The organism is Rosenbergiella sp. YN46 (assembly GCF_036620675.1).
Taxonomy (GTDB): domain Bacteria; phylum Pseudomonadota; class Gammaproteobacteria; order Enterobacterales; family Enterobacteriaceae; genus Jejubacter.
Window position 1 is genome coordinate 282,339 of record NZ_JAZHEE010000003.1, and the last position, 22,555, is coordinate 304,893.

The 22,555-nt window shown below is 56.0% G+C and carries 20 protein-coding genes and 1 riboswitch; of the genes, 8 read left to right on the forward strand and 12 right to left on the reverse strand.

Going from position 1 to position 22,555, the window contains the following annotated elements:
• Positions 1–304 precede the first annotated feature (304 nt).
• Positions 305–820 (forward strand): zinc uptake transcriptional repressor Zur, encoded by a 516-nt coding sequence (zur, locus tag V3W49_RS04660; RefSeq protein ID WP_500143978.1) that lies wholly within the window; start codon positions 305–307, stop codon positions 818–820.
• 17 nt (positions 821–837) lie between these two features.
• Here zur and V3W49_RS04665 read toward each other — a convergent pair whose 3' ends face one another.
• From V3W49_RS04665 to V3W49_RS04680, 4 genes are all read right to left on the reverse strand, one after another.
• The gene (locus V3W49_RS04665) at positions 838–1,047 is read right to left on the reverse strand and encodes a CsbD family protein (RefSeq protein WP_500143979.1); all 210 of its coding nucleotides are present in this window, start codon (positions 1,045–1,047) and stop codon (positions 838–840) included.
• A 57-nt stretch (positions 1,048–1,104) separates the two neighbouring features.
• Positions 1,105–2,439, reverse strand: coding sequence for an MATE family efflux transporter DinF (gene dinF, locus V3W49_RS04670; RefSeq protein WP_500144022.1), 1,335 nt, complete (start codon positions 2,437–2,439; stop codon positions 1,105–1,107).
• Positions 2,440–2,526: 87 nt separating this feature from the next.
• Positions 2,527–3,135 carry a transcriptional repressor LexA gene (gene lexA, locus V3W49_RS04675; protein ID WP_500143980.1) on the reverse strand — a complete coding sequence of 203 codons (609 nt, stop codon included), beginning with the start codon at positions 3,133–3,135 and terminating at the stop codon, positions 2,527–2,529.
• Between the two features lie 108 nt (positions 3,136–3,243).
• Positions 3,244–3,612: a diacylglycerol kinase gene (locus V3W49_RS04680; protein WP_500143981.1), complete on the reverse strand. Its 369-nt coding sequence runs from the start codon at positions 3,610–3,612 to the stop codon at positions 3,244–3,246.
• Positions 3,613–3,842: 230 nt separating this feature from the next.
• On the opposite strand from V3W49_RS04680, the gene plsB reads away from it, so the two are divergent.
• Positions 3,843–6,302: a glycerol-3-phosphate 1-O-acyltransferase PlsB gene (gene plsB, locus V3W49_RS04685; protein WP_500143983.1), complete on the forward strand. Its 2,460-nt coding sequence runs from the start codon at positions 3,843–3,845 to the stop codon at positions 6,300–6,302.
• Positions 6,303–6,367: 65 nt separating this feature from the next.
• Here plsB and ubiA read toward each other — a convergent pair whose 3' ends face one another.
• From ubiA to pgi, 8 genes are all read right to left on the reverse strand, one after another.
• Complete coding sequence (gene ubiA, locus V3W49_RS04690; RefSeq protein WP_500143985.1) at positions 6,368–7,240, reverse strand: 4-hydroxybenzoate octaprenyltransferase; 873 nt, start codon at positions 7,238–7,240, stop codon at positions 6,368–6,370.
• A 2-nt stretch (positions 7,241–7,242) separates the two neighbouring features.
• Positions 7,243–7,752: a chorismate lyase gene (ubiC, locus tag V3W49_RS04695; RefSeq protein ID WP_500143986.1), complete on the reverse strand. Its 510-nt coding sequence runs from the start codon at positions 7,750–7,752 to the stop codon at positions 7,243–7,245.
• A 150-nt stretch (positions 7,753–7,902) separates the two neighbouring features.
• A complete protein-coding gene (psiE, locus tag V3W49_RS04700; RefSeq protein ID WP_500144023.1) occupies positions 7,903–8,316 on the reverse strand; it encodes a phosphate-starvation-inducible protein PsiE in 414 nt (137 codons plus the stop codon).
• 149 nt (positions 8,317–8,465) lie between these two features.
• Positions 8,466–10,688 (reverse strand): YjbH domain-containing protein, encoded by a 2,223-nt coding sequence (locus V3W49_RS04705; RefSeq protein ID WP_500143987.1) that lies wholly within the window; start codon positions 10,686–10,688, stop codon positions 8,466–8,468.
• Positions 10,688–11,425 (reverse strand): capsule biosynthesis GfcC family protein, encoded by a 738-nt coding sequence (locus tag V3W49_RS04710; protein ID WP_500143988.1) that lies wholly within the window; start codon positions 11,423–11,425, stop codon positions 10,688–10,690. The genes V3W49_RS04705 and V3W49_RS04710 overlap by 1 nt, the downstream gene beginning before the upstream one ends.
• Positions 11,425–12,033: a YjbF family lipoprotein gene (locus tag V3W49_RS04715; protein WP_500144024.1), complete on the reverse strand. Its 609-nt coding sequence runs from the start codon at positions 12,031–12,033 to the stop codon at positions 11,425–11,427. The genes V3W49_RS04710 and V3W49_RS04715 overlap by 1 nt, the downstream gene beginning before the upstream one ends.
• A gap of 88 nt (positions 12,034–12,121) precedes the next feature.
• Complete coding sequence (gene yjbE / locus V3W49_RS04720) at positions 12,122–12,388, reverse strand: exopolysaccharide production protein YjbE (RefSeq protein WP_500143989.1); 267 nt, start codon at positions 12,386–12,388, stop codon at positions 12,122–12,124.
• A 416-nt stretch (positions 12,389–12,804) separates the two neighbouring features.
• Complete coding sequence (gene pgi / locus V3W49_RS04725) at positions 12,805–14,454, reverse strand: glucose-6-phosphate isomerase (protein WP_500143991.1); 1,650 nt, start codon at positions 14,452–14,454, stop codon at positions 12,805–12,807.
• Between the two features lie 189 nt (positions 14,455–14,643).
• Here pgi and V3W49_RS04730 point away from each other — a divergent pair, with 189 nt between their 5' ends.
• The 6 genes from V3W49_RS04730 (at position 14,644) to V3W49_RS04755 (ending at position 22,537) form a co-directional block, all read left to right on the forward strand.
• Positions 14,644–16,509, forward strand: a complete 1,866-nt coding sequence (locus V3W49_RS04730; protein ID WP_500143992.1) for a cation:proton antiporter — start codon at positions 14,644–14,646, stop codon at positions 16,507–16,509.
• Positions 16,510–16,562: 53 nt separating this feature from the next.
• Positions 16,563–16,754, forward strand: a riboswitch (Lysine riboswitch).
• 99 nt (positions 16,755–16,853) lie between these two features.
• Positions 16,854–18,212 carry a lysine-sensitive aspartokinase 3 gene (gene lysC / locus V3W49_RS04735; protein WP_500143993.1) on the forward strand — a complete coding sequence of 453 codons (1,359 nt, stop codon included), beginning with the start codon at positions 16,854–16,856 and terminating at the stop codon, positions 18,210–18,212.
• 181 nt (positions 18,213–18,393) lie between these two features.
• Complete coding sequence (locus tag V3W49_RS04740) at positions 18,394–19,056, forward strand: response regulator (protein WP_500143994.1); 663 nt, start codon at positions 18,394–18,396, stop codon at positions 19,054–19,056.
• On the forward strand, positions 19,053–20,423 hold the full coding sequence (qseC, locus tag V3W49_RS04745) for a quorum sensing histidine kinase QseC (RefSeq protein ID WP_500143995.1): 1,371 nt from the start codon (positions 19,053–19,055) through the stop codon (positions 20,421–20,423). Before V3W49_RS04740 ends, qseC begins: the two co-directional genes overlap by 4 nt.
• Before the next feature lie 102 nt (positions 20,424–20,525).
• Positions 20,526–21,461, forward strand: a complete 936-nt coding sequence (gene panS / locus V3W49_RS04750; protein ID WP_500143997.1) for a ketopantoate/pantoate/pantothenate transporter PanS — start codon at positions 20,526–20,528, stop codon at positions 21,459–21,461.
• A gap of 179 nt (positions 21,462–21,640) precedes the next feature.
• On the forward strand, positions 21,641–22,537 hold the full coding sequence (locus tag V3W49_RS04755; RefSeq protein WP_500143998.1) for an endonuclease/exonuclease/phosphatase family protein: 897 nt from the start codon (positions 21,641–21,643) through the stop codon (positions 22,535–22,537).
• Positions 22,538–22,555: the final 18 nt, after the last annotated feature.

Here is a 22,555-nt window from a genome sequence, read left to right on the forward strand (position 1 = left end):
AAAAATGCCCTAAATCAGGGTAGTCAGCCGCCCAAATACGGTCAAAGAGGGTTCAGTAAATAATGCTACCAAAATAACAATATGCGATATATCAAAAGAAAACAGATCGCATTTACAGAAATATATATGACAAAATCGCCTTTCATCATGAAATAAAACTGGTTAACCATTTTGCCGGTAGTGGCCCAGGCCCCGGAGGTGGATGCATTGAATCACACTCCGAGCCTCGATAGCGCTCAGGCTGTCGGCGTTTTACCGGGTTCATGATAAAATCGAACAATATTCCGTAATAAGAGGCTGACTGATGGTTATGACGACACAGCAAGACGTGCTGGCGCGCGCAGAGAAACTGTGCCAACAGCGCAACGTGCGACTGACGCCTCAGCGCCTTGAAGTACTGCGCCTGATGGCGCTGCAGGATGGTTCCATCAGCGCTTACGATCTGCTCGACCTACTGAAGGCCAGCGAGCCACAGGCCAAGCCGCCCACCGTATATCGGGCGCTGGATTTTCTGCTGGAACAGGGCTTTGTGCATAAAGTGGAGTCCACCAACAGCTACGTGCTGTGCCATCACTTCGATGAACCGACGCATACTTCCGCCATGTTTATCTGCGATCGCTGCGGATCGGTCAGGGAAGAGAGCGCGGAAGGCGTTGAGGAAATAATGCACAAGCTGGCGGCGGGAAACGGTTTTGCCCTGCATCATAATGTGATAGAAGCCCACGGCCTGTGCGCGCCCTGCGCCGAAGTAGAAGCCTGCCGCAATCGCGAAGCCTGCCAGCACGACCATAGCGTAGCCGTTAAAAAACGCGGGCGGTAAACTCGCCCGCGCTCTGGCTACCAGTGATAATCATGATGCTTTTCCCATCGGGTAACCTCTTTTTCAGCCTGGGCTCTGGCATAGCCATAGCGCTGCTGAAGTCGACCGATGAGCCGCTCGTGACGACCGCTGGCGATAGCACCGTCATCGTCGGTGATTCTTCCCCAGGCTTCACGGGCCCTGCCTACCAGGCGTCGCCAGCCGCCTTCTATTTCATCTTTGAGCATCGCTTACCTCCCGTGTCGGATTCAGCATGACTCAGTACTCATTATAGCCGTGCAGGCTCACTCATGGCCCGGTACCCTGAACCAGGTATCGTTACGCCAGTGACGACGCCAGATCCAGCCCAGAGAAAGGCCGCGTAGCCCCAGGAATACCGCCATAGCCAGCCACAAACCATGATTGCCCAGCCACGGCAGCGTTAGTAGCGTCAACCCAAATCCCAGCGCAGCAACCGCCATACTGTTACGCATTTCCGCGCCGCGGGTCGCCCCCACAAACATGCCGTCCAGCAAATAACACCAGACGCCTACCAGCGGCAGCACCGCCTGCCAGAACAGGTAGCGATCAGCATGCGTCTGAAGTTCAGGGATTGAAGTCAACAGCGCCACGATCTGTTGACCTGCCAGGGCATAGACTGCGGCGAAGCACAGCGCCACCAGTCCTGCCTGACGACAGGCGGCCCGCCATACACTCAGTAACTGACCGCTGCTGCGCGCACCAAAGGCCTGCCCGGAATGGGCTTCTACCGCATAGGCGAAGCCATCCAGCGCATAGGCGGTAAAGGTCAGCATCGTCATCAACACCGCGTTGATCGCCACAATCTCACTGCCGAGGCGCGCGCCGCAGATAGTCATACCGGCAAAGCAGAGCTGAAGCAGCAGCGAACGCAGCATAATGTCGCGATTAAGCGCCAGCAGACGGCGGATATTTCCACGCCAGGCCTGTTTCAGCATATCCATCGAAATGCCGCGCAGCCGCAGCACTCGCCATACCATAATCAGCCCGATAAGCAGCGTCGCATATTCAGCAATCACCGTCGCCAGCGCAGCCCCCTGCACGTTCATGTGCAGACCCACCACGAACCAGAGATCCAGCAGGATATTCAGCAAATTTCCCACCACCAGCAAAATAACCGGCGCCCGGGCGTACTGCACGCCCAGCAGCCAGCCCAGCAGCACCAGGTTAGCCAGCGTCGCCGGCGCGCTCAGCCAGCGAATGGTCAGAAAGCGTTGCGCCTGGTGCAACACCTGTTCGCTGCCGCCGACAATAGCCAGCGCCAGTTCAATAAGTGGGATACGTAACGCCACAATCAACGCACCGGCGATCAGCGCCAGCATCAGCGGCTGCACCAGCGCTCTGGCCAGGGCCGGCGCATTCTTCGCGCCCCATGCCTGAGCCGCAAAGCCGGTAGTGCTCATTCGCAGGAACAGGAGCAGCATAAACAGAAAGCTGGTAGCCGTTGCGCCAATCGCCACGCCGCCCAGATAATCCGGCGAGTCGAGATGGCCAATAACCGCGGTGTCCACCAGCCCAAGCAGCGGCACCGTGACGTTGGAAAAAATCATCGGCAGCGCCAGCCGCCATAATGCTTTATCGGTTTTCTGGAAAAGGGGCATTGCCATTATCCGGTTGTGCCGTCAGGAGAATGTAAAACAAAGACGCGCCCGGAGCGGACGCGTCAACAGGAGGATGCAGTTAAAAAATCAGAGCCATTCGCCGTTGCGAATCACCCCGACGGCCAGCCCTTCAATGGTGAAATTCTGTTCACGCAGATCGACCACGATAGGTTCGAACTCACTGTTTTCCGGCAGCAACTGTACGGTATTTCCCTGTTTCTTCAGTCGTTTAACCGTAACTTCATCCTCAATACGGGCCACGATAACCTGACCGTTACGCGCCTCCTGGGTTTTGTGCACCGCCAGCAGGTCGCCGTCCATAATGCCGATATCCTTCATCGACATGCCGCTCACGCGTAGCAGAAAGTCTGCGCCTGGCTTAAACAGAGAAGGATCCACCTGATAGTGGCCTTCGATATGCTGCTGGGCCAGCAGCGGCTCGCCTGCTGCAACGCGCCCAACCAGCGGCAGCCCCTCTTCTTCTTCATGCAGCAGACGGATACCGCGCGAAGCGCCAGAGACGATCTCGATAACCCCTTTACGCGCCAGTGCTTTCAGGTGCTCTTCAGCGGCATTGGGCGAACGGAAACCCAGTCGCTGCGCGATTTCCGCGCGAGTGGGCGGCATTCCCGTCTGGCTAATGTGCTCCCTGATGAGATCAAAAACCTCTTGCTGCCTGGCCGTTAACGCTTTCATTCCGCCCCCTGGGTGTATATACAGTTATGCTGTGAGTATATACAGCAGAAGGCGATTTTGGAACCACAACACGGTAAAAAATCAGCGTTTTCTCCGTTTCCTGAAGCTTTACCGCAAATACGGCCAGAGTAGCGTGACCCAGGTGAATATCGCGACGATAATCGCCAGCAACACTGCGGCAGACCCCATATCTTTAGCGCGACCAGAAAGCTCGTGATATTCGCTGCCGATGCGATCGACGACGGCTTCAATTGCGCTATTTAGAATTTCGACGATCATGACCAGCATGACGGAGCCAATCAGCAGTACGCGCGTGATGGCGTCTACGTCCAGCCAGCAGGCCGCAATAATGGCGATAACCGCAGCGACCCCTTCCTGGCGGAAGGCCGCTTCGTTACGCCACGCTGCGCTAAGACCTTTCCAGGAATAGCCGGCAGCTTTAATGATACGGGTAAAACCAGTGGTATTATTCGCCATGTAATGGAAACCTTTTCAAAAAATACACTCTAAATAGTTCAGTTACATCAACGCGGCAAGGGTGCCCCCGGGCCGTTTTACAAAGCCAGACCGAATGCCGCTGGCAGTATGACGAAAATCAGCGTCAACGCCAGAGCGCTTCGATGAATAGTAGTGCCGCAGAAATTCCGTGCCGTTTCTGGTATTCTGGCGGTGCATTTGCATGATTAACCAGAGGCTTTACATCGTTTATGTCAGGCTGGTCCCGATTTTTATACAAGCTCCTTAATTTACCATTAAGTATCCTGGTAAAAAGCAAGTCAATTCCGGCAGATCCCTGTGCCGAACTTGGCCTGGATACTTCGCGTCCTATTATGTACGTTCTGCCCTATAACTCGAAGGCGGACTTACTGACGCTGCGCGCCAGCTGTCTGGCCCACGATCTGCCAGACCCGCTGGAGCCGCTGGAAATGGACGGCGTCGTCCTGCCGCGCTACGTGTTCGCCCATGACGGGCCTCGAGTCTTCACCTACTACACCCCCAAAGAAGAGTCCATTAAGCTATTCCATAACTATCTGGATCTACACCGCAGCAATCCGAATCTTGATGTGCAGATGGTACCTGTCTCTGTGATGTTTGGCCGCTCGCCAGGCAAAGAGAAAGGGGAAGCCAACCCGCCGCTGCGTAATCTGAATGGCATTCAAAAGTTCTTCGCGGTCATCTGGCTTGGCCGTGACAGCTTTGTGCGTTTCTCTCCGCCGGTTTCGCTGCGCCGTATGGCTACCGAACACGGCACTGACAAGCGTATCGCCCAGAAGCTGCTACGCATCGCCAGAATGCACTTCTCGCGGCTGCGTCTGGCTGCCGTAGGGCCGCGTCTGCCCGCTCGCCAGGATCTGTTTAATAAGTTGCTCTCCTCCAAGGCTATCGCCCGCGCGGTGGAAGACGAAGCGCGCACCAAAAAGATCTCCCATGAGAAAGCCCAGCAGAATGCGGTGGCGCTAATGGAAGAGATCGCGGCTAACTTCTCTTACGAAGCCATCCGCGCAACCGATCGCGTGCTGGGCTTCACCTGGAACCGGCTCTACCAGGGCATTAACGTCCACAACGCCGAGCGAATTCGCCAGTTGGCGCACGAGGGTCATGAGCTGGTCTACGTGCCCTGTCACCGCAGCCACATGGACTACCTGCTACTCTCTTACGTGCTCTATCATCAGGGCCTGGTGCCGCCACATATCGCCGCTGGCATCAATCTTAACTTCTGGCCGGCAGGCCCGATTTTCCGCCGCCTGGGCGCCTTCTTCATTCGCCGTACCTTCCGCGGCAATAAGCTCTATTCCACGGTGTTCCGTGAATATCTGGGCGAGTTGTTCAGTCGCGGTTATTCGGTAGAGTACTTTGTGGAAGGCGGGCGTTCGCGTACCGGCCGACTGCTGGATCCCAAAACCGGCACGCTGTCGATGACCATTCAGGCGATGCTGCGCGGCGGCACCCGCCCCATTACGCTGGTTCCTATCTACATTGGCTACGAGCACGTCATGGAAGTGGGAACGTACGCGAAAGAACTGCGTGGCGCCACCAAAGAGAAAGAAAGCTTTACCCAGATGGTGCGCGGTTTAAGCAAGCTGCGTAACCTGGGCCAGGGTTACGTAAACTTCGGCGAGCCAATTCCACTCAACAACTGGCTGAACCAGAACGTACCGGAATGGCGTGACGATATAGACCCTATCGAAGCGGTACGCCCGGCCTGGCTCACGCCGTCGGTCAACGCCATTGCCGCGGATCTGATGGTGCGCATCAACAACGCCGGCGCGGCAAACGCCATGAACCTGTGCTGTACCGCGCTGCTGGCGTCGCGTCAGCGTTCCCTGACCCGCGAGCAGCTAACGGAGCAGTTGAACTGCTATCTGGATATTCTGCGCAACGTTCCTTATTCGCCGGACGCCACCGCACCGAAGGTCACTGCCGATGATCTGATCGACCACGCGCTGCAGATGAATAAGTTCGAGGTGGAAAAAGATACCATCGGCGACATCATCATCCTGCCGCGCGAGCAGGCAGTGCTGATGACCTATTATCGCAACAACCTGATGCATATGCTGGTGCTGCCGTCACTGCTGGCGATGATGATCGCCCAGCGCCGTCATCTGACCCGTGATGCGCTACAGGAGCAGGTGATGCTGCTCTATCCAATGCTGAAATCTGAGCTGTTTCTGCGCTGGGAAAAAGAGGCGCTTCCCGCAGAAATCGACGCACTGCTGGCCGAACTGCAGCGCCAGGGGCTGATCCTGATTAACGGCGATACAGTGCAGGTGAACCCGCTGCGTTCCCGCACTCTGCAACTGCTGGCGGCAGGTGTGCGCGAAACTATCCAGCGCTATGCCATCACCTTCTGGCTGCTGGGCGCCAATCCGGACATTAACCGCGGCACTCTGGAAAAAGAGAGCCGCACCCTGGCGCAGCGCCTGTCGGTTCTGCATGGTATCAACGCGCCGGAGTTCTTTGATAAGGCTGTCTTCTCCACGCTGGTGCTGACGCTGCGCGATGAAGGCTATATCAGCGACAGCGGCGACGCCGAATCAGAACGGGCGTTACAGGTCTACCAGCTGCTGGCCGAACTGCTGACCTCCGATGTGCGTCTGACCATTGAGAGCGCCACCTCACAAAATGGCATCGAGATGAAAGAAGAAACGCCGGAGCAGGTGGAGTAAGTATTCCGTAAAACGAAAAAAGCCGGTCAGCTACACTGACCGGCTTTTTTTATCCATTCAGAGTATCAGAAGTGCAGATAGCTCAGCACCAGACCGATAAACAGCGCCAGACCAACATAGTTGTTGTTCATAAAGGCCCGGAAGCAGGCATCCCGCTCGCGCTTCGCAATCATCTTCTGCTGCCAGACAAACAGTCCGCCAGCGACGGCAATCGAGGCATACCACAAAGCGCCAAGGCCATTCAGCACGCCAAGCAGCGCCATAATCGCCACCACGCCAAGCTGCAACAGGCCGATGATCAGTTTGTCAAAGCGACCAAACAGAATCGCCGTCGACTTCACGCCGATCTTCAAATCGTCATCGCGATCCACCATGGCGTATTCGGTGTCGTAGGCTACAGCCCACAGGATATTCGCCAGGAACATCAGCCAACAGGAGAGCGGCACGCTTTCGCTGACCGCAGCGAAAGCCATCGGTATTGCCCAGCCGAAGGCGGCTCCCAGCACCACCTGAGGTAAATGAGTGTAGCGTTTCATAAAGGGATAAACCCATGCCAGCGCCAGTCCGGCCACCGACAGCAGAATCGTCATGGTATTCAGGGTCAGCACCAGCAGGAAAGAGAGTAGCACCAGCACCCCGAACAAAATGCGAGCCTCTTTTTCGCTTACCGCGCCGCTGGGCAGCGGACGATTCGCGGTACGCTTCACGTGGCCATCAAACTTACGGTCGGCGTAGTCATTCACCACGCAACCTGCGGCGCGCATCAGCCAGACGCCCGCCACAAAGACCAACAGTATCGTTAACGGCGGCGTACCCGGTGTGGCCATCCACAATGCCCACAGCGTCGGCCAGAGCAGCAACAGTGCGCCTATGGGTTTATCAGTGCGCATCAGGCGATGGTACGCCAGCAGCTTATTCTGCTTCAGAGTCCACTCCATTTTTATTCCTCTCGATACAGCGGCGACGCCGGAAGAAAAAGCTCGGTCAACAGCAGAGGTTTTCCTGAGAGCCGAAGGCGGGAACGGCGCCCCCACAGCTCTGCGCTACGCCCGGTTTCAATAAAATCGCGCGTCAGGGCCGATGACGCAAACAGGTAACGCCCCAGTGGAGTGGTGCCGAGCTGGCGCAGCGCCAGCTCGGGGCCATTCAGCGTAGACTGCGGCACCAGCGTTCGACCAACAAGCCAGGGTTCACCATCGCCACACAGTACAATCTCACGCAGCCAGAAACGCTCTTCATCCGGCAGCAGCGCAGCTTCTTCGGGCATCAGTTCCCCGGCATTGACAAACGCTTCGCGTAGTATCTCTACGCTGACCTTATGGCAGTATTGTTCAAAGCGTTTGGTCATAGAATCTTCCAGCAACAACCAGTCGCTTAATGCGTGATTCAGGGCAGGAAGATCCTGAAAATAGCGGAGCTCGCGCAGCTGCGTCAGCGCGGGATGGAACATAACACCTTCTCCGGAAAAAATTATGACAGCATTGTAACGCAGAACCCGCAGCCCGTGTGGGGCAAAGCGCGCGACCGCGATCTTAATAGCAACAAAAGTGCAACACCCAAACAAAGTTTAACAAAGAAAAACGCCTCCGGAGGAGGTCGATTACTCGCGTTTCAGGAGACGGGTATTACAAAGCCACAGCGCAATGACCAGCAACAGAATGGCGGCAGAATAAACCAGCACCTCTTCGGGCGTTTCGTGAGCGATAATAATGAGTCGCACGATAGCAGTAACGCCAATGTAGACGAAGTAACGCAGCGGAAAGTGGTAACCGGACTGAAAGTACTTCACGATCAGCGCGATAAACTCAAAATAGAGGAACCAGACCAGCAGCCCTTCCACCAGTTGATATTTGGTCACCTGCTCGCTGTTAATAAACAGCACCCAGGTCAGATGCAGCGTCTCCTTTCCCAGAAACACCATCAGAATCAGTCCAAGGCTCAGTAACCCCAGATTCAGTACCGCCTGCAACCCATAAGCGACCCACTCCGCCGGAGAACGAGATGGCAACGGCATATTATTCCCCTTATTCATATCAGGATACTGGCTCCTTTATAAGATAAAAGCGTGATCTAGATCTACTTTATTTAACGTGGTTTTCACACCTTGTACCCGCAAAAAAAAACCGCCCCCCTAACGGGAGGCGGTTGCGATAGTCTGAACGCTTATCGGAAGTTGATATTGCGGTCGCTGGTCATACTGTAAAGTTCGAACTTGCGGCCCAGCATCTGGCCACCGTCGCGGGTAAGCGGTTGCCAGCCCACCAGCGCGCGACTACGGGTCGCCCCTGACGAGAAGAGATCCAGAGGAACGGAAACGTAGACCCCTTTGGTGAACTCCCCTTCCCCGTACTCTTCAGACGAGGCATTGGTGATAGTGGCATAGCCGCCCACCACGATGCCGCTGTCGAAGTGTTTAGAGATATCCAGGGTTCCCCCTTTATCCCCCGCGAGGTACTGACCTACGCTTGCCTTAACCAGTACGCCATCGACAAACGGCGGCGTCCAGTAAGCGGTCAGGTGGCCGGTCTTAACGCTGTAGTCGGTAAACTTCATCATATCCTGAGAGCTGCGCCAGTCACGCTGCTTCACATAGTTGGCATTCAGTCCCACCGCCCAGTTACTGTCGAGCGGACGGTACAGCACCTCGGCGCCCGCGCCGCCAAACATGGTTTCCAGATAACCGGCATAGGCCTGTCCGTACCAGCCTTTACCCAGATACTGGAAGTAGTTAGCCTGCAGATCGTTCACATAGACATCATTCTGAACATATTCACGTACGTGAGTACGCACCCGCGGCAGATGCGTATCGCTCGGCGGCCTGGTGTAGTTAAACTTGTCATAGTTGTTTTTGATATTGGCGAACAGACTTCCGCTGGTCAGCAGGTGATCGGTGAGCCACAGATCGGCGGATCCCCTGATACCCAACTGGTACATATAGAAGCTTTCCGCACCGCCGAAGGACTGACTCAGAACCGGATCGATCGAATAGCTAAAGCGCGGTTTTTCCAGATACCAGCCCTGCTCGGTGCTTTCCGGCACCACCGGATCTACCCGGCGTTGAGCCAGCGGGGTTTCATGACCCAGAGGCTCTCCTTCCAGGTGGCGGCGCAGGCTGTCGACGTCCGTTTCGGTCGTCACCTGCGGCATGGCGACCCGGCTTTCGGTGACGCGGATCTTATTAATCCCTTCCGGCAAATCGTTCATGACAATACGGTTAGCGCGATCGATCCCCTCACGCGAATCCCGGTATTTCACCTGATCGCCGGTAACATAAAGAGTATCCCCTTTTGTCTGGATCTGCGGGTTGGTCAGACCGGCATTATATTTCAGCTGGGTCAGCTGATTGCCCACCACGCTGTGCTGCAGGATCTTATCCTGAGGCTCGGGCCGGTATTCCGGTTTACGGTTATCGGCGTAGTGCGGTTTGAGATCGTTAAAATTGGTTCGCAGCGTAAAACCGAACATAAAGGTGTTGCCGCGCTCATAGCTGAGGTTCACATCGGCCCAGTCGGTTACCCGATAGATGGCGCCAACGTTAAAATTGCTACGCTGTTCGAGCCGTCCGGCGTAATCACCGCTGTAGTCGTTGCCTTCATATTCCAGCTTCAGACGCAACGGCTGCCAGGGGGTTTGATATTCGATACCGCCGAAGATCGACGCAGGGCCGTGGAACATATCGCCGAAGTCAAACGAACCTGCTTTCTTGTTGCTGTTATCACGATAGCAATATTTATCGCTGTAGCTACAGAACGGGTTGGTAACGTTGCCGGCGGTTCCCAGATAGCCCCAGCCGATCCCCAGCGAGAAATCGAAAGGCCCCCACGCCTTGCTCGCCACCAGATATTCGCTGTCGAACAGACCGGTACCGCCAAGGTCGCGTATCCCAACGGCCACCTGCGGTGTCCAGTAACCTTCTTCCCACAGCCGCAGTTTCACGTCGAACGACTTATCTTTATAAGTCTGATCGCCAGAGAAAGACTCCACATCACTGTACTTACGGGTACGAACGTCGGTATAGCGCAGCGTGGTTTCCAGCCAGGGCATTAACTGCACCGAAGCCGAATAGAAGCGGTACTGGTCATTATCGCGATAATTAAGGCTGAACTCTCCGTCGCGCGCCATGCGCGCGGTAGGCGTCTGTAACAGGCCCACGCCGCCGAAGTCAGACTGGGAGGGGCCGATGGGCGCCGGGTAGCTCTCCGCCTGACAGGCGGAAGAAACAGCCAGCGCCAGTAAACTATACCCTAAGTAATTCAGGTTGCGGGAAGGCGGCAAGTTCGCGAATCCCCGGGAGCATAGCCGTACTATGTGAGCGGGGCGAGCGAATGCAGCCAACGCACCAGCAGCCTGAAGTACGACGGGTATATAGAGATAACGTTTCTTCATCAATCCGGTATCCGATGGGTCAGAGAGTGGAGAATCTGCTCATTCAGGCCGTCCCAGGCGGAAGAGAACATATGATCGGCAAAACCGACGAAGATGATGCTGCCAGGCATAGGCTCGACGTGGCGCTTGTTCCAGTAAGCCACCGGTGCCTTCACCGTTTTACCATCGGGATAGACCACCCAGGCATAGCTGCGATCGCCGCCACTGAGCGTACTTTCATCATCAAGATACTCAGCAACCGAACGTCCCGGTGCGAAAGTCTTCTTACCTGGAGCGCTCACCAACCCCATCACCGTCACGGTGGTGGGCTTCTGGCCGACCCATAGCGAATACTCTCCTTGCAGCGGCGGATTACTTTCAGGGTTCACCCGCACCCGATCCGGATCGAGATTAACCAGCTGGCGTCCGGTGACCCGGATAGCCTGAAGCTGGGTGCGCAGGCCGTTAATCGCCGCGCCTTCATCGCCGCCGCGCTCGGTGGCGAGCGCCGCCAGACGCGCCAGCAGCTTCTGATGCTGCTGTTCGGCAACCGCCGTTGACTGAGGTTCGCTAATCACAGTGCCCGGCCACCAGCTGTGCGCCAGGGCGGGCTGGGTCACCAGATCGGCAAGACGTTCGGCGCCGCTCACAGTTAACGGATCTGCTGAATTCCCGGGATAGACGGTAATGGTGCCAGCGGCACAGGCGCCACCGGCAAAGGTCAGTATCAGCGAAGCGAGGATTAGCTTTGTTGTCATTATTTCGCCGCCTTCAACAGAATGGTGGTAATCGGGTAGTATCCAGGGCCGAGGTACTGCTTCGTTTTACGGATATAGCCCTCTTCATCCACCCAGTAACGGTTATGCCAGCTGCCGGCCTCGGAGCTCACCTTTTCATCCAGGACGCGTACCGGCGTGACATCGCTGCCGACTTCCAGTGAATCCTTGCCGTCCCAGTGGAAGGTGGAGCGCAGCGTGGCGTTGCGAATCTGCTGGTGTTCCGTCCAGCTGGCCTGCCGTGTCCAGGTTGCACCATCGACAATCTGATTCGCTTTAGTCAGCGGGTCCTGCTGCAGGTTAGTGACTTCCAGCAGGTTGTCGCCCAGACCTACGGTTTTCACCAGACGGTCGTGCTGCGTCACCAGAGTCGCATGATCCTGGGTTACCCATTTGTGTTGCCCGTTTTCTGAAAATGCCAGAACCACAAAGATCTGAGGCCCGTCATTCAGCCGGACATACTGGCTGGCATAGGGCATGTTCTGGATCTCATCGTCGCTGAGTTGTACGCCATCAGTGCCAAAAAATCGGTTCCAGAGTGACGAAACAGGAGAGGTGTTAGAACAGGCCTGCAGAAACAGGCACATCATCACAATAGCAAGTCGCTGCACGACATTTCCCCGAATTCAAAATAACCACACCGCAGTGTGGTTATGGTTAAAACCTCAGTAAAAATTACTAAGGGGTGGTGCTGGTCGTAGTGGTTGTGGAGGTTGAGGTCGTGGTGGTAGTGCCGGTATTGGCGCCATCACTTCCCCCAACTGCGGCAAGCGCAGTCCCGACCACAGACCCTACTGCGCTGGATCCTGTCGCTGTTGAACTCCCCACGGAGGCAGAGTTCGCGGCGGTGCCAGCCGCTTCGCCGCTGGTCAAAGGACCAGCGGTAGCGGTGCCAGCAGACGCCAGCGCCAGTACGGCCATTGCGCCATAAAGGACTTTCTTCATAACAATTTCCCTTCATTGAATGAATGGAGATTTACCTGAAAAAGATTTCAGGCGTTCCCGAGTATACACAATAAGCGGGAACTGTTTCCGGCTGTGGGAAATAACGAGAAGGTTTTAGGATTAATAGCGGAAATATAGATAATACAATTATATATATTATAATAATCCATTTAAAATCAACATCATAGATAGAAACAAAAGGTTATAGCAAAGCCGAAACCTCGGGAAATAAACCGGAATAACCATCCGGCCTTTAGTGATTTTAGGATTAACCTGAGAGAGCAACTTCTCCTTATATATGCAAACAACTGGATTTCTCCGATAAAAAATGCCGGCGCACAGCCGGCATAATTAAAATATATCCCCTGGGGTATTCCAGGTCTGACGGTTCTATTAAGACCGTCCTTAATGGGCTATTAACTACGCCATGCTTTATAGCGGTTAATCAGGCCATTAGTGGAGCTATCATGACTGCTCACCTCACTGCCGTCGGACAGTTCGGGCAGAATGCGGTTAGCCAGCTGTTTGCCAAGCTCCACTCCCCACTGGTCAAAGGTGAAGATATTGAGAATCGCCCCCTGAGTGAAGATCTTATGCTCATAGAGCGCGATCAGCGCCCCCAGGCTGAACGGCGTAATTTCACGTACCAGGATGGAGTTGGTCGGACGGTTACCTTCAAACACTTTGAACGGGACTACATGCTCCAGTTGAGCCGGATCCTTGCCCTGGTCACGGAATTCTTGCTCGACCACTTCGCGCGATTTGCCAAAGGCCAGCGCTTCGGTCTGAGCGAAGAAGTTAGAAAGCAGCTTCGGATGATGATCCGAAAGCGGATTGTGGCTGATGGCCGGTGCGATAAAGTCACAGGGAACCAGCTTGGTGCCCTGGTGAATCAGCTGGTAGAAAGCATGCTGGCCATTGGTGCCCGGTTCGCCCCAGATAATCGGCCCGGTCTGGTAATCCACCGGCTTACCGGTACGGTCAACGTACTTACCATTGGATTCCATATTGCCCTGCTGGAAGTAAGCAGCGAACCTATGCATATACTGGTCATAAGGCAGAATCGCTTCCGTTTCGGTGCCAAAGAAGTTGTTGTACCAGATACCGATCAGCGCCAGCAGCACCGGCAGGTTTTTCTCGGCAGGCGTGGTGGAGAAGTGCTTATCCATAGCGTGCGCGCCGGAAAGCAGCTGTACGAAGTTGTCATAACCAACGGAAAGCACTATCGACAAACCGATAGCAGACCACAGAGAGTAGCGGCCGCCGACCCAGTCCCAGAATTCGAACATATTGGCGGTATCGATGCCAAATTCACCAACCGCTTTCGCATTGGTCGACAGCGCTGCAAAGTGTTTCGCCACATGCTTTTCGTCGCCCGCACTCTTCAGGAACCAGTCGCGCGCGCTGTGGGCGTTGGTCATGGTTTCCTGGGTGGTGAAAGTTTTGGAGGCCACCAGGAACAGCGTAGTTTCCGGGGTGACGCTCTTCAGCACTTCGGCAATGTGGGTGCCGTCGACGTTAGAGACGAAGTGCATGTTCAGGTGATTTTTATAGGGGCGCAGCGCCTCGGTCACCATATAGGGGCCAAGGTCGGAACCGCCGATACCGATGTTGACCACATCGGTGATCGCCTTGCCGGTATAGCCTTTCCACTCACCGCCGATCACGGCTTCGGAGAATTTCTTCATCTTCTCCAGTACCGCGTTCACTTCCGGCATCACGTCTTTGCCGTCTACCAGAATCGGGGTATTGCTCCGGTTACGCAGCGCCACATGCAGCACGGCGCGATCTTCAGTGCGATTGATCTTCTCACCGGCAAACATCGATTTAATCGCGCCTGCCAGGTCGGTTTCTTCGGCCAGAGCCAGCAGTTTGTTCAGGGTCTCTTTGGTAATGCGGTTTTTGGAATAGTCCACCAGCATCAGGTCATCGAAGGTCGCTGAAAACTGGCTAAAACGGTCTGAATCCTTAGCGAAAAGTTCGCTAATTTCGACCTCTTTCATCTCATTAAAGTGCTGTTCCAGCGCCTTCCAGGCGGCAGTCTGCGTAGGATTGATGTTTTTCATAGCAATACTCTTCTGATTTGAGAATTGTGACTGGGGTCAATTGTAGCGCCTGCTTCAGCGAATTGTGATGATTTTATGCCATAAAACCGACAGGTGTTTTTCGTCATGCAGCCCAACTATACTTGCCCGCCGTGATTGCGCCGCAATCGGCTATTTTTAAAAAGGTCCCTCCTGAGGAAGAGTCAATTTATGGAACTATCTGCACCGCTTTTGCTGGTGATCATCGCTATCGCATCACTGGCTGCACAGTGGCTGGCATGGCTGACAAGGCTGCCCGCCATACTGCCGTTGCTGGTTATGGGGATTCTGCTTGGCCCGGCGAGCCACGTGCTGCAGCCAGATAGCCTGTTCGGCGATCTGCTATTTCCGCTGGTTTCGCTTTCGGTCGCCATCATCCTGTTTGAAGGCGCGCTCACCCTGCGCTTCGATGAGATCCGCGGTCTGGGAGGCGTGGTGCGTAATCTGGTCAGCATCGGCATGCTGGTGACTTTCAGCGTCGTGGGTCTGGCCTGCTGGTGGATTTTAGGTCTGCCGCCGGAGCTGGCGGCGCTGGTGGGCGCCGTTACCGTCGTAACCGGCCCTACCGTTATTGCACCACTGATGCGGGTAGTACGCCCGAATGCCGCCATTAATCAGGTGCTGCGCTGGGAGGGAATTGTGATAGACCCCGTCGGCGCCATCTTTACCCTGCTGGTGTTTGAATTCATCACCCTGCGCCAGCAGGCGGGTTCGCTGCTACACCTGCCGGGTACCCTGGCCTGGACGGTGGGAGTGGGCCTGACCGCCGGAGCCCTCTTCGGCTGGATGCTGGGCGTCGCCCTGAAGCGCGTGTGGATACCGGGTTACCTGCAAAACTTCGGCGTGCTGGCGATTGTTCTGCTCACCTTCGGCATCTCTAATGCGCTGGCGGATGAATCAGGGTTACTGGCGGTAACGGTGATGGGCATCTGGCTTGCCAATATGCGCGATCTGGATATCAGCGATATTCTGGCGTTTAAAGAAGAGTTATCCGCCCTGTTGATCTCGGCGCTGTTCGTGATCCTCGCTTCGCGACTGGATCTGCTGGCAATCAAAGAGATGGGCTGGCCACTGCTGGGACTGTTGCTGGTGGTGCAGTTTATCGCCCGACCGCTGTGCATTATGGCGTCAACGCCCGGCTCCGCCCTCTCCTGGCGGGATCGGGCGCTGCTGTGCTGGATAGCGCCACGCGGCATCGTTGCCGCCGCGGTAGGGTCTCTGTTTGCGTTGACCCTGCAACGCAATGGCTATCAGGGCGCGGATCGCCTGGTGACGGTGGTGTTCGCCATCATCATCGGAACCGTGGTTCTGCAAAGCCTGACCAGCGCCTGGCTGGCGCGACTGCTGCGGGTGCAGCAGAGCAAGCCTAAAGGCGTAATGATCATCGGCGCTAACGCCGTCGCCCGCACCCTGGCGAAGGCGCTCATCAAACAGAATATCCCGGTGCTGGTCACCGATAACAGTTGGGAATATTACCGCCAGGCCCGTATGGAAGGGCTATCGGCCTATTACGGCAACGCCTGGTCCGAACATGCGGAAAACTATCTCGATCTAAGCGGCACCGCCCAGGTGCTGGCGCTGTCGCCCAACCGCCACCAGAACGCCCTGGCGGTCTACCACTTCAGCCATCTGTTTGGCGACGAGCGGGTATGGGCTATTCGTTCCGGTTCAACGTTGAAGGGGCGCAGCAGCAGTAGCGAAAGCGCGCGCTTTCGCCGCAACGAACGGCTGTTTAGCGAGGAGGTCACCTGGAGTCGCCTGAGCAGCCTGCTCTCTAAAGGCGCGGTAGTGAAAGCGACTCGCCTTAACGCTAACTTCGGCTGGCTGGAGTATCTGGAAAAACATCGCGGCATTATCCCGCTCTTCGCCCTGCGTGAAGATGGCAGCCCCATGCCGCTTAACGGTAAAAGTTCGCCGCCGTTGCCCTGCACGCTTATCGCGCTGGTGGAGCAACCCGGCAGCGGAAACGGCGCCAGTAACGGGAAAGCCGCGCTCGCATCTGCAAATGCTGAAATATCTTCAAATTCCGGACATTGACAGACCAGGCGTAACAGGTTAAATCTAAACCGCTACTTACGCGATATTGCGTAAGCGCCAGAAGAGGTGCGTCGCCCAGGTAATGTATCCGAGGAGCCGATCCGGGGAAGATACAGGAGGGGGTGCGACGCCGAGGGAGCCCGCGTCCGGCAGCGTTGGCTTTCGACTACAGGGGCTGAATCCCCTGGGTTGTCACCCCGAAGCATCCTACCGGCTGCTTCGCAAGGTGGAGGGCTTCTGGGTGAACCGTAGTTTTGACCACGCCACGTCTCTACGTCTGCCCCGTTTTCCGCTCCCCTTGTGACCTGGGTTTACAGATTTCGCTTCCCTGACACGAGGTATTTATGACTCAAGAAGTTCCCATCGTGGTCGCCAAATTCGGCGGCACCAGCGTCGCCGACTTTGACGCCATGAACCGCAGCATTGACGTGGTCCTTTCCGACAGCCAGGCAAGGGTTGTCGTGCTTTCCGCCTCTGCGGGTGTCACCAACCTGCTGGTGGCTCTGGCGGAAGGACTGGAGGCAACCGAGCGCTTCGTCAAGCTCGACGCCATTCGTAAAATCCAGTTCGATATCCTGGAACGTCTGCGCCAGCCGAATGTAATCCGCGAAGAGATAGACCGGCTGCTGGAAAATATTACCACTCTGGCCGAAGCCGCTTCTCTGGCCACATCACCTGCATTGACCGACGAACTGGTTAGTCACGGCGAGCTAATGTCCACTCTGCTTTTCGTTGAAATTCTGCGTGAACGCGGCGTGGACGCCCAATGGTTTGATGTACGCAAAGTGATGCGCACCAGCGAGCGCTTTGGCCGCGCTGAGCCGGACGTAGCCGCGCTGGCCGAACTGACCCAGCAACAGTTGGCCCCACGCCTGGCAAAATCGCTCATCGTCACCCAGGGTTTTATCGGCAGCGAGTCAAAGGGGCGAACCACCACGCTGGGCCGCGGCGGAAGCGACTATACCGCCGCCCTGTTGGGCGAAGCTTTACAGGCCCATCGCGTCGATATCTGGACCGATGTACCCGGGATCTACACCACAGATCCACGTATCGTACCGACGGCAAAACGCATCGATAAAATCTCTTTTGAAGAGGCGGCTGAAATGGCGACGTTCGGCGCCAAAGTGCTCCATCCGTCTACCCTGCTACCGGCAGTGCGCCACGATATTCCCGTGTTTGTCGGCTCCAGCAAGGATTCCAAAGCGGGCGGCACCCTGGTCTGTAATAAAACTGACACGCCGCCGCTGTTCCGCGCCCTGGCGCTGCGCCGCAGCCAGACGCTGCTGACGCTGCACAGCCTGAATATGCTGCACTCCCGCGGTTTCCTGGCCGAAGTATTCAGCATTCTGGCGCGCCACAGCATCTCGGTGGATCTCATCACCACCTCTGAGGTGAGCGTGGCGCTGACACTGGATACCACCGGCTCCACCTCGACCGGTGATACCCTGCTGACCTCCGCGCTGCTGACCGAGCTCTCTTCACTGTGCCGGGTAGAAGTGGAAGAGGATCTGGCGCTCATCGCCCTGATCGGCAACCAACTCTGCCGCTCCGTCGGCGTCGGCAAAGAGGTGTTCGGCGTACTGGAACCGTTCAACATCCGGATGATCTGCTACGGTGCATCCAGCCATAACCTCTGCTTCCTGGTGCCGGGCAGCGAAGCCAATCACGCGGTGGAAAAACTGCACAGCAATCTGTTCGAATAATCGCCTGCGGCCGGGCGCCCTGTCCGGCCGCATCTTAAGTGTCTCTTAAGACAACCCCTTTTTAATCCTGTTAATGGCTTAATATATTGAATTCAGGTACCGGCAACGGTTAACGTTATCAATATGTTACCGGGAAAGGCGCCTCATCGCTGGGTACCACGACGAAACATCAGGTCATGGAATGAGAATATTATTGCTGGAAGACGATCGCCTGATCGGCGACGGAATTAAAAACGGGCTGGAACAATGCGGCTTCTGTGTAGACTGGTTTTATGAAGGGGAGCAAGGAAAACAGGCATTGCTCCGGGCCCCTTTCGATGCGGTAGTGCTCGATCTGGGGCTTCCTGGCATCGACGGTATGGATATTCTGAGCTGGTGGCGCCGCCAGCATCTGGATACGCCGGTGCTGATTCTCACCGCCCGCGATGCCCTGGAACAGCGGCTTCAGGGGCTTAACGCCGGTGCCGACGACTATATGGGCAAGCCCTTTGCGCTGTCGGAACTGGTGGCACGACTACACGCGCTGATCCGCCGCAGCCATGCCCGCAGCACGCCACTGCTGACCCATCGCCATGTCACTTTCGATCCCCATACCCGCATCGCCACCAGCCACGGCGAGCCTATCGTCCTCACCGTACGGGAACAGGCCCTACTGGAGCTGTTGCTGCTAAACAAAAAGCGCGTGATGTCGCGTCAATTGCTGGAAGAAAAGCTCTATAGCTGGGAGCACGAAGTAGGCAGCAACGCCATTGAAGTGCATATCCACCACCTGCGTCGCAAACTCGGCAATGACTTTATTCGCACCGAGCGTGGTCTGGGCTACTATCTGGGGAACGATGCATGAAGAATCTTAGCCTGAGCAGCCGCCTGCTGATTTATATTCTGCTCATCGCCTCGCTAATTTGGGGCGCCGCCAGCATAGCCGCCTGGATTCAGACCCGCTCGGCCATCGACGAAGTATTCGATACCCAGCAGTTGCTGTTCGCCAAGCGGCTGGCGTCGGCCAATCTGAGTGAACTGACCGTCGATGAAGTTCCCGATCGCTCCCTGCCTAAAACTCGTAATCTGATTGGCGACGGCGATGCCGGCGATCAGGACGACGACGCCCTGGGATTCGCGATCTTCAACGAACGCGGCGAACTGCTGCTTAGCGATAACGACCACGGCAATGATTTTGGCTACAGCAAACGCAGCGGCTTTATCAATAAGCGGCTGGAAGGCGATGATGACGAAGAGTGGCGTATTCTCTACACCACCACGCCGGACGAACGCTACACCATCGCCGTCGGCCAGGAGCGTGATTACCGCGACGATCTGGTCAGCGCCATCGTCACCGGCCAGCTCTGGCCCTGGCTACTGGGGCTGCCGCTGATGATGGCGCTAACGGTGTGGATCGTCCGTCGCGAGCTGATGTCACTGCGCCAGACCGCTCAGATACTCACTGACCGTAGCCCTGACGATGCCACGCCGCTGGAAGAGAACGGTGTCCCCAGGGAGGCGCGCCCGCTGGTTAGCGCCCTGAATGCGTTATTTGTCCGCGTCAGCGGCATGCTGGAGCACGAGCGACAATTCACCGCCGATGCCGCCCACGAACTGCGTAGCCCGCTGACGGCCCTGCGTATTCAAAGCGAAGTGGCGCTACTGGCGGAAGAAGATCGCACCACCCGGGATCGGGCGCTGAATAACCTGATCGTCGGGATCGACAGAACCTCCCGACTGGTCGATCAGCTGCTGGCACTCTCCAGGCTGGACGCGACTTCCTCGTTGATGAACGACGCCACGCATCTCGACTGGCGAGAGCTGGCGGACGAAGTGGTCGCCGAATCCCTGCCGGTGGCGCAGCGTAAGGCGATTGCGTTGAGCGCTATCGTCGAATCGCCGCCGCAGCCCATTAAAGGCAACCGGCTGCTGCTGAAAATGCTGCTCGCCAATCTGGTCAACAACGCCCTGCGCTACACCCCGGAACAGGGTACGGTGGAAATAATCCTGCGCCACAACGGCGTCAGCGTGACGGACAACGGCCCCGGCGTTATGCCCAGCCATCTGTCGCGTCTGGGAGAACGCTTCTTCCGCCCTCCCGGCTCGCAGGAAAACGGCAGCGGCCTGGGGCTATCCATTGTGAAACGCATCGCACGCCTGCACGGGCTAAATACCTGCTGGCGCAATCGTCCGGAAGGCGGATTCCAGGTCAATCTGAATCCGGTTGAATAAGGCATTTCCCGCAAGCGAAAAAAAATTATACTGAGAAGCCGGGCACGACCCGGCTTTTTTATAACCACAAAGACACAACACAACTTTGCAAGGATACTCGCCATGCTCGCGACCGTAACCCGGCTGTTCCCGCTCTGGGCGCTGCTGCTCTCTGTGCTGGCTTACGCCAGGCCCGCCACGTTCATTCCTATCGGCCCCTGGGTCAGTCCGCTGTTAATGCTGATTATGTTCGGCATGGGCGTACACCTGAAGCTGGACGATTTTCGTCGGGTACTGTCGCGCCCGGCGCCGGTGGCGGCCGGTATTTTTCTGCACTATCTGCTGATGCCGCTGGCCGCCTGGCTGCTGGCTATGCTGTTTCATATGCCGCCAGACCTTGCCGCCGGTATGGTGCTGGTCGGTAGCGTTGCCAGTGGTACCGCCTCTAACGTAATGATTTATCTGGCGAAAGGCGATGTAGCGCTTTCAGTAACGATTTCAGCCATTTCCACGCTGGTGGGCGTATTCGCCACTCCGCTGCTGACCCGGCTGTATGTGGATGCCAATATTCAGGTGGATGTTATGGGCATGCTGTTCAGCATTCTGCAAATCGTGGTGATTCCTATTGGGCTGGGGCTGGTGGTACATCATCTGTTTCCGCGACTGGTAAAACGCCTGGAGTCGATACTGCCCGCATTTTCGATGGTCTGCATTCTGGCCATTATCAGCGCCGTGGTGGCAGGTTCGGCTACCAATATCGCCACCGTAGGGCCTGTGGTCATTCTGGCGGTGATTCTGCATAACGCGATCGGCCTGCTGGGCGGGTACTGGGGGGGACGCCTGTTCGGCTTCGACGAGTCCACCTGCCGTACCCTGGCGATTGAGGTAGGCATGCAGAACTCCGGGCTGGCCGCCGCGCTGGGCAAAATTTATTTCTCACCCCTTGCCGCGCTGCCGGGTGCGCTGTTTTCGGTCTGGCACAACCTGTCCGGCTCGCTACTGGCGGGCTACTGGTCCGGTAAACCGGTACGGAAAGCAGACCGACAGAAGCGTCGTTAACGCATCTGAATCCATTCTTTTCCTGTGCCCATATTCGTATGGGTACAGCCCCTCTCGCTCTTGTCATCTCACTTAATTTTCGCCGCGTTAAAAGAGTGCAATACCACTCACAATATCTCCCTGAAATGGCGGGTACGCTATCGCTTCCCGATCCCACTGAATAACAACTTATTTTAATTATGAAAAAATACCTATCGTTACTGGTGATGAGCCTTTTATCTTCAGCCGCGTTCGCAGCCCAACCCCTGGCAGGCAATGAAATTCTTACGGTACAAAAAGGCGGTGTGCCCAATAAAGCCTACACGCAGAACAAGCCAACGCTCAAGGTCGCGACTTACAATATTGGCAAGAATGAAGCATCTGACGATGTTTCTGATTTTACCGCCTTAAATACCGCCATCAGGAAAATAGATGCAGATGTGATTGCCGTTCCCGAAGTGGATAATAAAACGGGAAGAAGTAAAAAAATCGATCAGCTAAAGGCCATTGCCGATGCCAATAATCTCTATTATGCCTTCGGCAAAGCGCTTGATTTTGACGGCGGTGAGTATGGAGTTGGGCTGTTATCCAGATACAAAATCCATCACGCCCAGACAATCAAACTGGCTTCCGGGAAAGCCGAGCAGCGCGTAGTCTTGCTGGCTCAGATAGAGAAACCGGGGTTCGAAACGCCCGTCATTATGATGGTGACTCATCTGGACTGGCAGAAGGATCCGGAAGTTCGCCTGCAACAGGTTCGTCATATCCTTGACGTTACCATTGGCGATGCCCCATCCGACTTTAAAGATATCGCTTCTTCAATCAAGATACTGGCGGGTGATTTCAACTCAACCCGTAATGAGCAGCCCGTCAGGGAACTGGAATATTTCTGGAATCTGGTTGACCAAAAAGGTGCCGATACCCGTTCCTGGCCCGCCATTAACCCCGCTATCGATATCGATCATATTTTTACCTTTAAGGGACAGAAGTGGAACGTAAAAAGCCTGGAAGTGCCCCATAACAGCCCATCCTTTAACTGGTCTTCCGCAAGCGATCACCTTCCGGTTATTGCCGAACTGGAATTAACCGAACAATAATCCATCACAGACAACGGG

Bases quoted from the DNA above. Each gene is read 5' to 3' on its own strand.
- zur (WP_500143978.1), top strand. From the start codon at position 305: ATGGTTATGACGACACAGCAAGACGTGCTGGCGCGCGCAGAGAAACTG.
- V3W49_RS04665 (WP_500143979.1), bottom strand. From the start codon at position 1,047: ATGCTCAAAGATGAAATAGAAGGCGGCTGGCGACGCCTGGTAGGCAGG.
- dinF (WP_500144022.1), bottom strand. From the start codon at position 2,439: ATGCCCCTTTTCCAGAAAACCGATAAAGCATTATGGCGGCTGGCGCTG.
- lexA (WP_500143980.1), bottom strand. From the start codon at position 3,135: ATGAAAGCGTTAACGGCCAGGCAGCAAGAGGTTTTTGATCTCATCAGG.
- V3W49_RS04680 (WP_500143981.1), bottom strand. From the start codon at position 3,612: ATGGCGAATAATACCACTGGTTTTACCCGTATCATTAAAGCTGCCGGC.
- plsB (WP_500143983.1), top strand. From the start codon at position 3,843: ATGTCAGGCTGGTCCCGATTTTTATACAAGCTCCTTAATTTACCATTA.
- ubiA (WP_500143985.1), bottom strand. From the start codon at position 7,240: ATGGAGTGGACTCTGAAGCAGAATAAGCTGCTGGCGTACCATCGCCTG.
- ubiC (WP_500143986.1), bottom strand. From the start codon at position 7,752: ATGTTCCATCCCGCGCTGACGCAGCTGCGCGAGCTCCGCTATTTTCAG.
- psiE (WP_500144023.1), bottom strand. From the start codon at position 8,316: ATGCCGTTGCCATCTCGTTCTCCGGCGGAGTGGGTCGCTTATGGGTTG.
- V3W49_RS04705 (WP_500143987.1), bottom strand. From the start codon at position 10,688: ATGAAGAAACGTTATCTCTATATACCCGTCGTACTTCAGGCTGCTGGT.
- V3W49_RS04710 (WP_500143988.1), bottom strand. From the start codon at position 11,425: ATGACAACAAAGCTAATCCTCGCTTCGCTGATACTGACCTTTGCCGGT.
- V3W49_RS04715 (WP_500144024.1), bottom strand. From the start codon at position 12,033: ATGATGTGCCTGTTTCTGCAGGCCTGTTCTAACACCTCTCCTGTTTCG.
- yjbE (WP_500143989.1), bottom strand. From the start codon at position 12,388: ATGAAGAAAGTCCTTTATGGCGCAATGGCCGTACTGGCGCTGGCGTCT.
- pgi (WP_500143991.1), bottom strand. From the start codon at position 14,454: ATGAAAAACATCAATCCTACGCAGACTGCCGCCTGGAAGGCGCTGGAA.
- V3W49_RS04730 (WP_500143992.1), top strand. From the start codon at position 14,644: ATGGAACTATCTGCACCGCTTTTGCTGGTGATCATCGCTATCGCATCA.
- lysC (WP_500143993.1), top strand. From the start codon at position 16,854: ATGACTCAAGAAGTTCCCATCGTGGTCGCCAAATTCGGCGGCACCAGC.
- V3W49_RS04740 (WP_500143994.1), top strand. From the start codon at position 18,394: ATGAGAATATTATTGCTGGAAGACGATCGCCTGATCGGCGACGGAATT.
- qseC (WP_500143995.1), top strand. From the start codon at position 19,053: ATGAAGAATCTTAGCCTGAGCAGCCGCCTGCTGATTTATATTCTGCTC.
- panS (WP_500143997.1), top strand. From the start codon at position 20,526: ATGCTCGCGACCGTAACCCGGCTGTTCCCGCTCTGGGCGCTGCTGCTC.
- V3W49_RS04755 (WP_500143998.1), top strand. From the start codon at position 21,641: ATGAAAAAATACCTATCGTTACTGGTGATGAGCCTTTTATCTTCAGCC.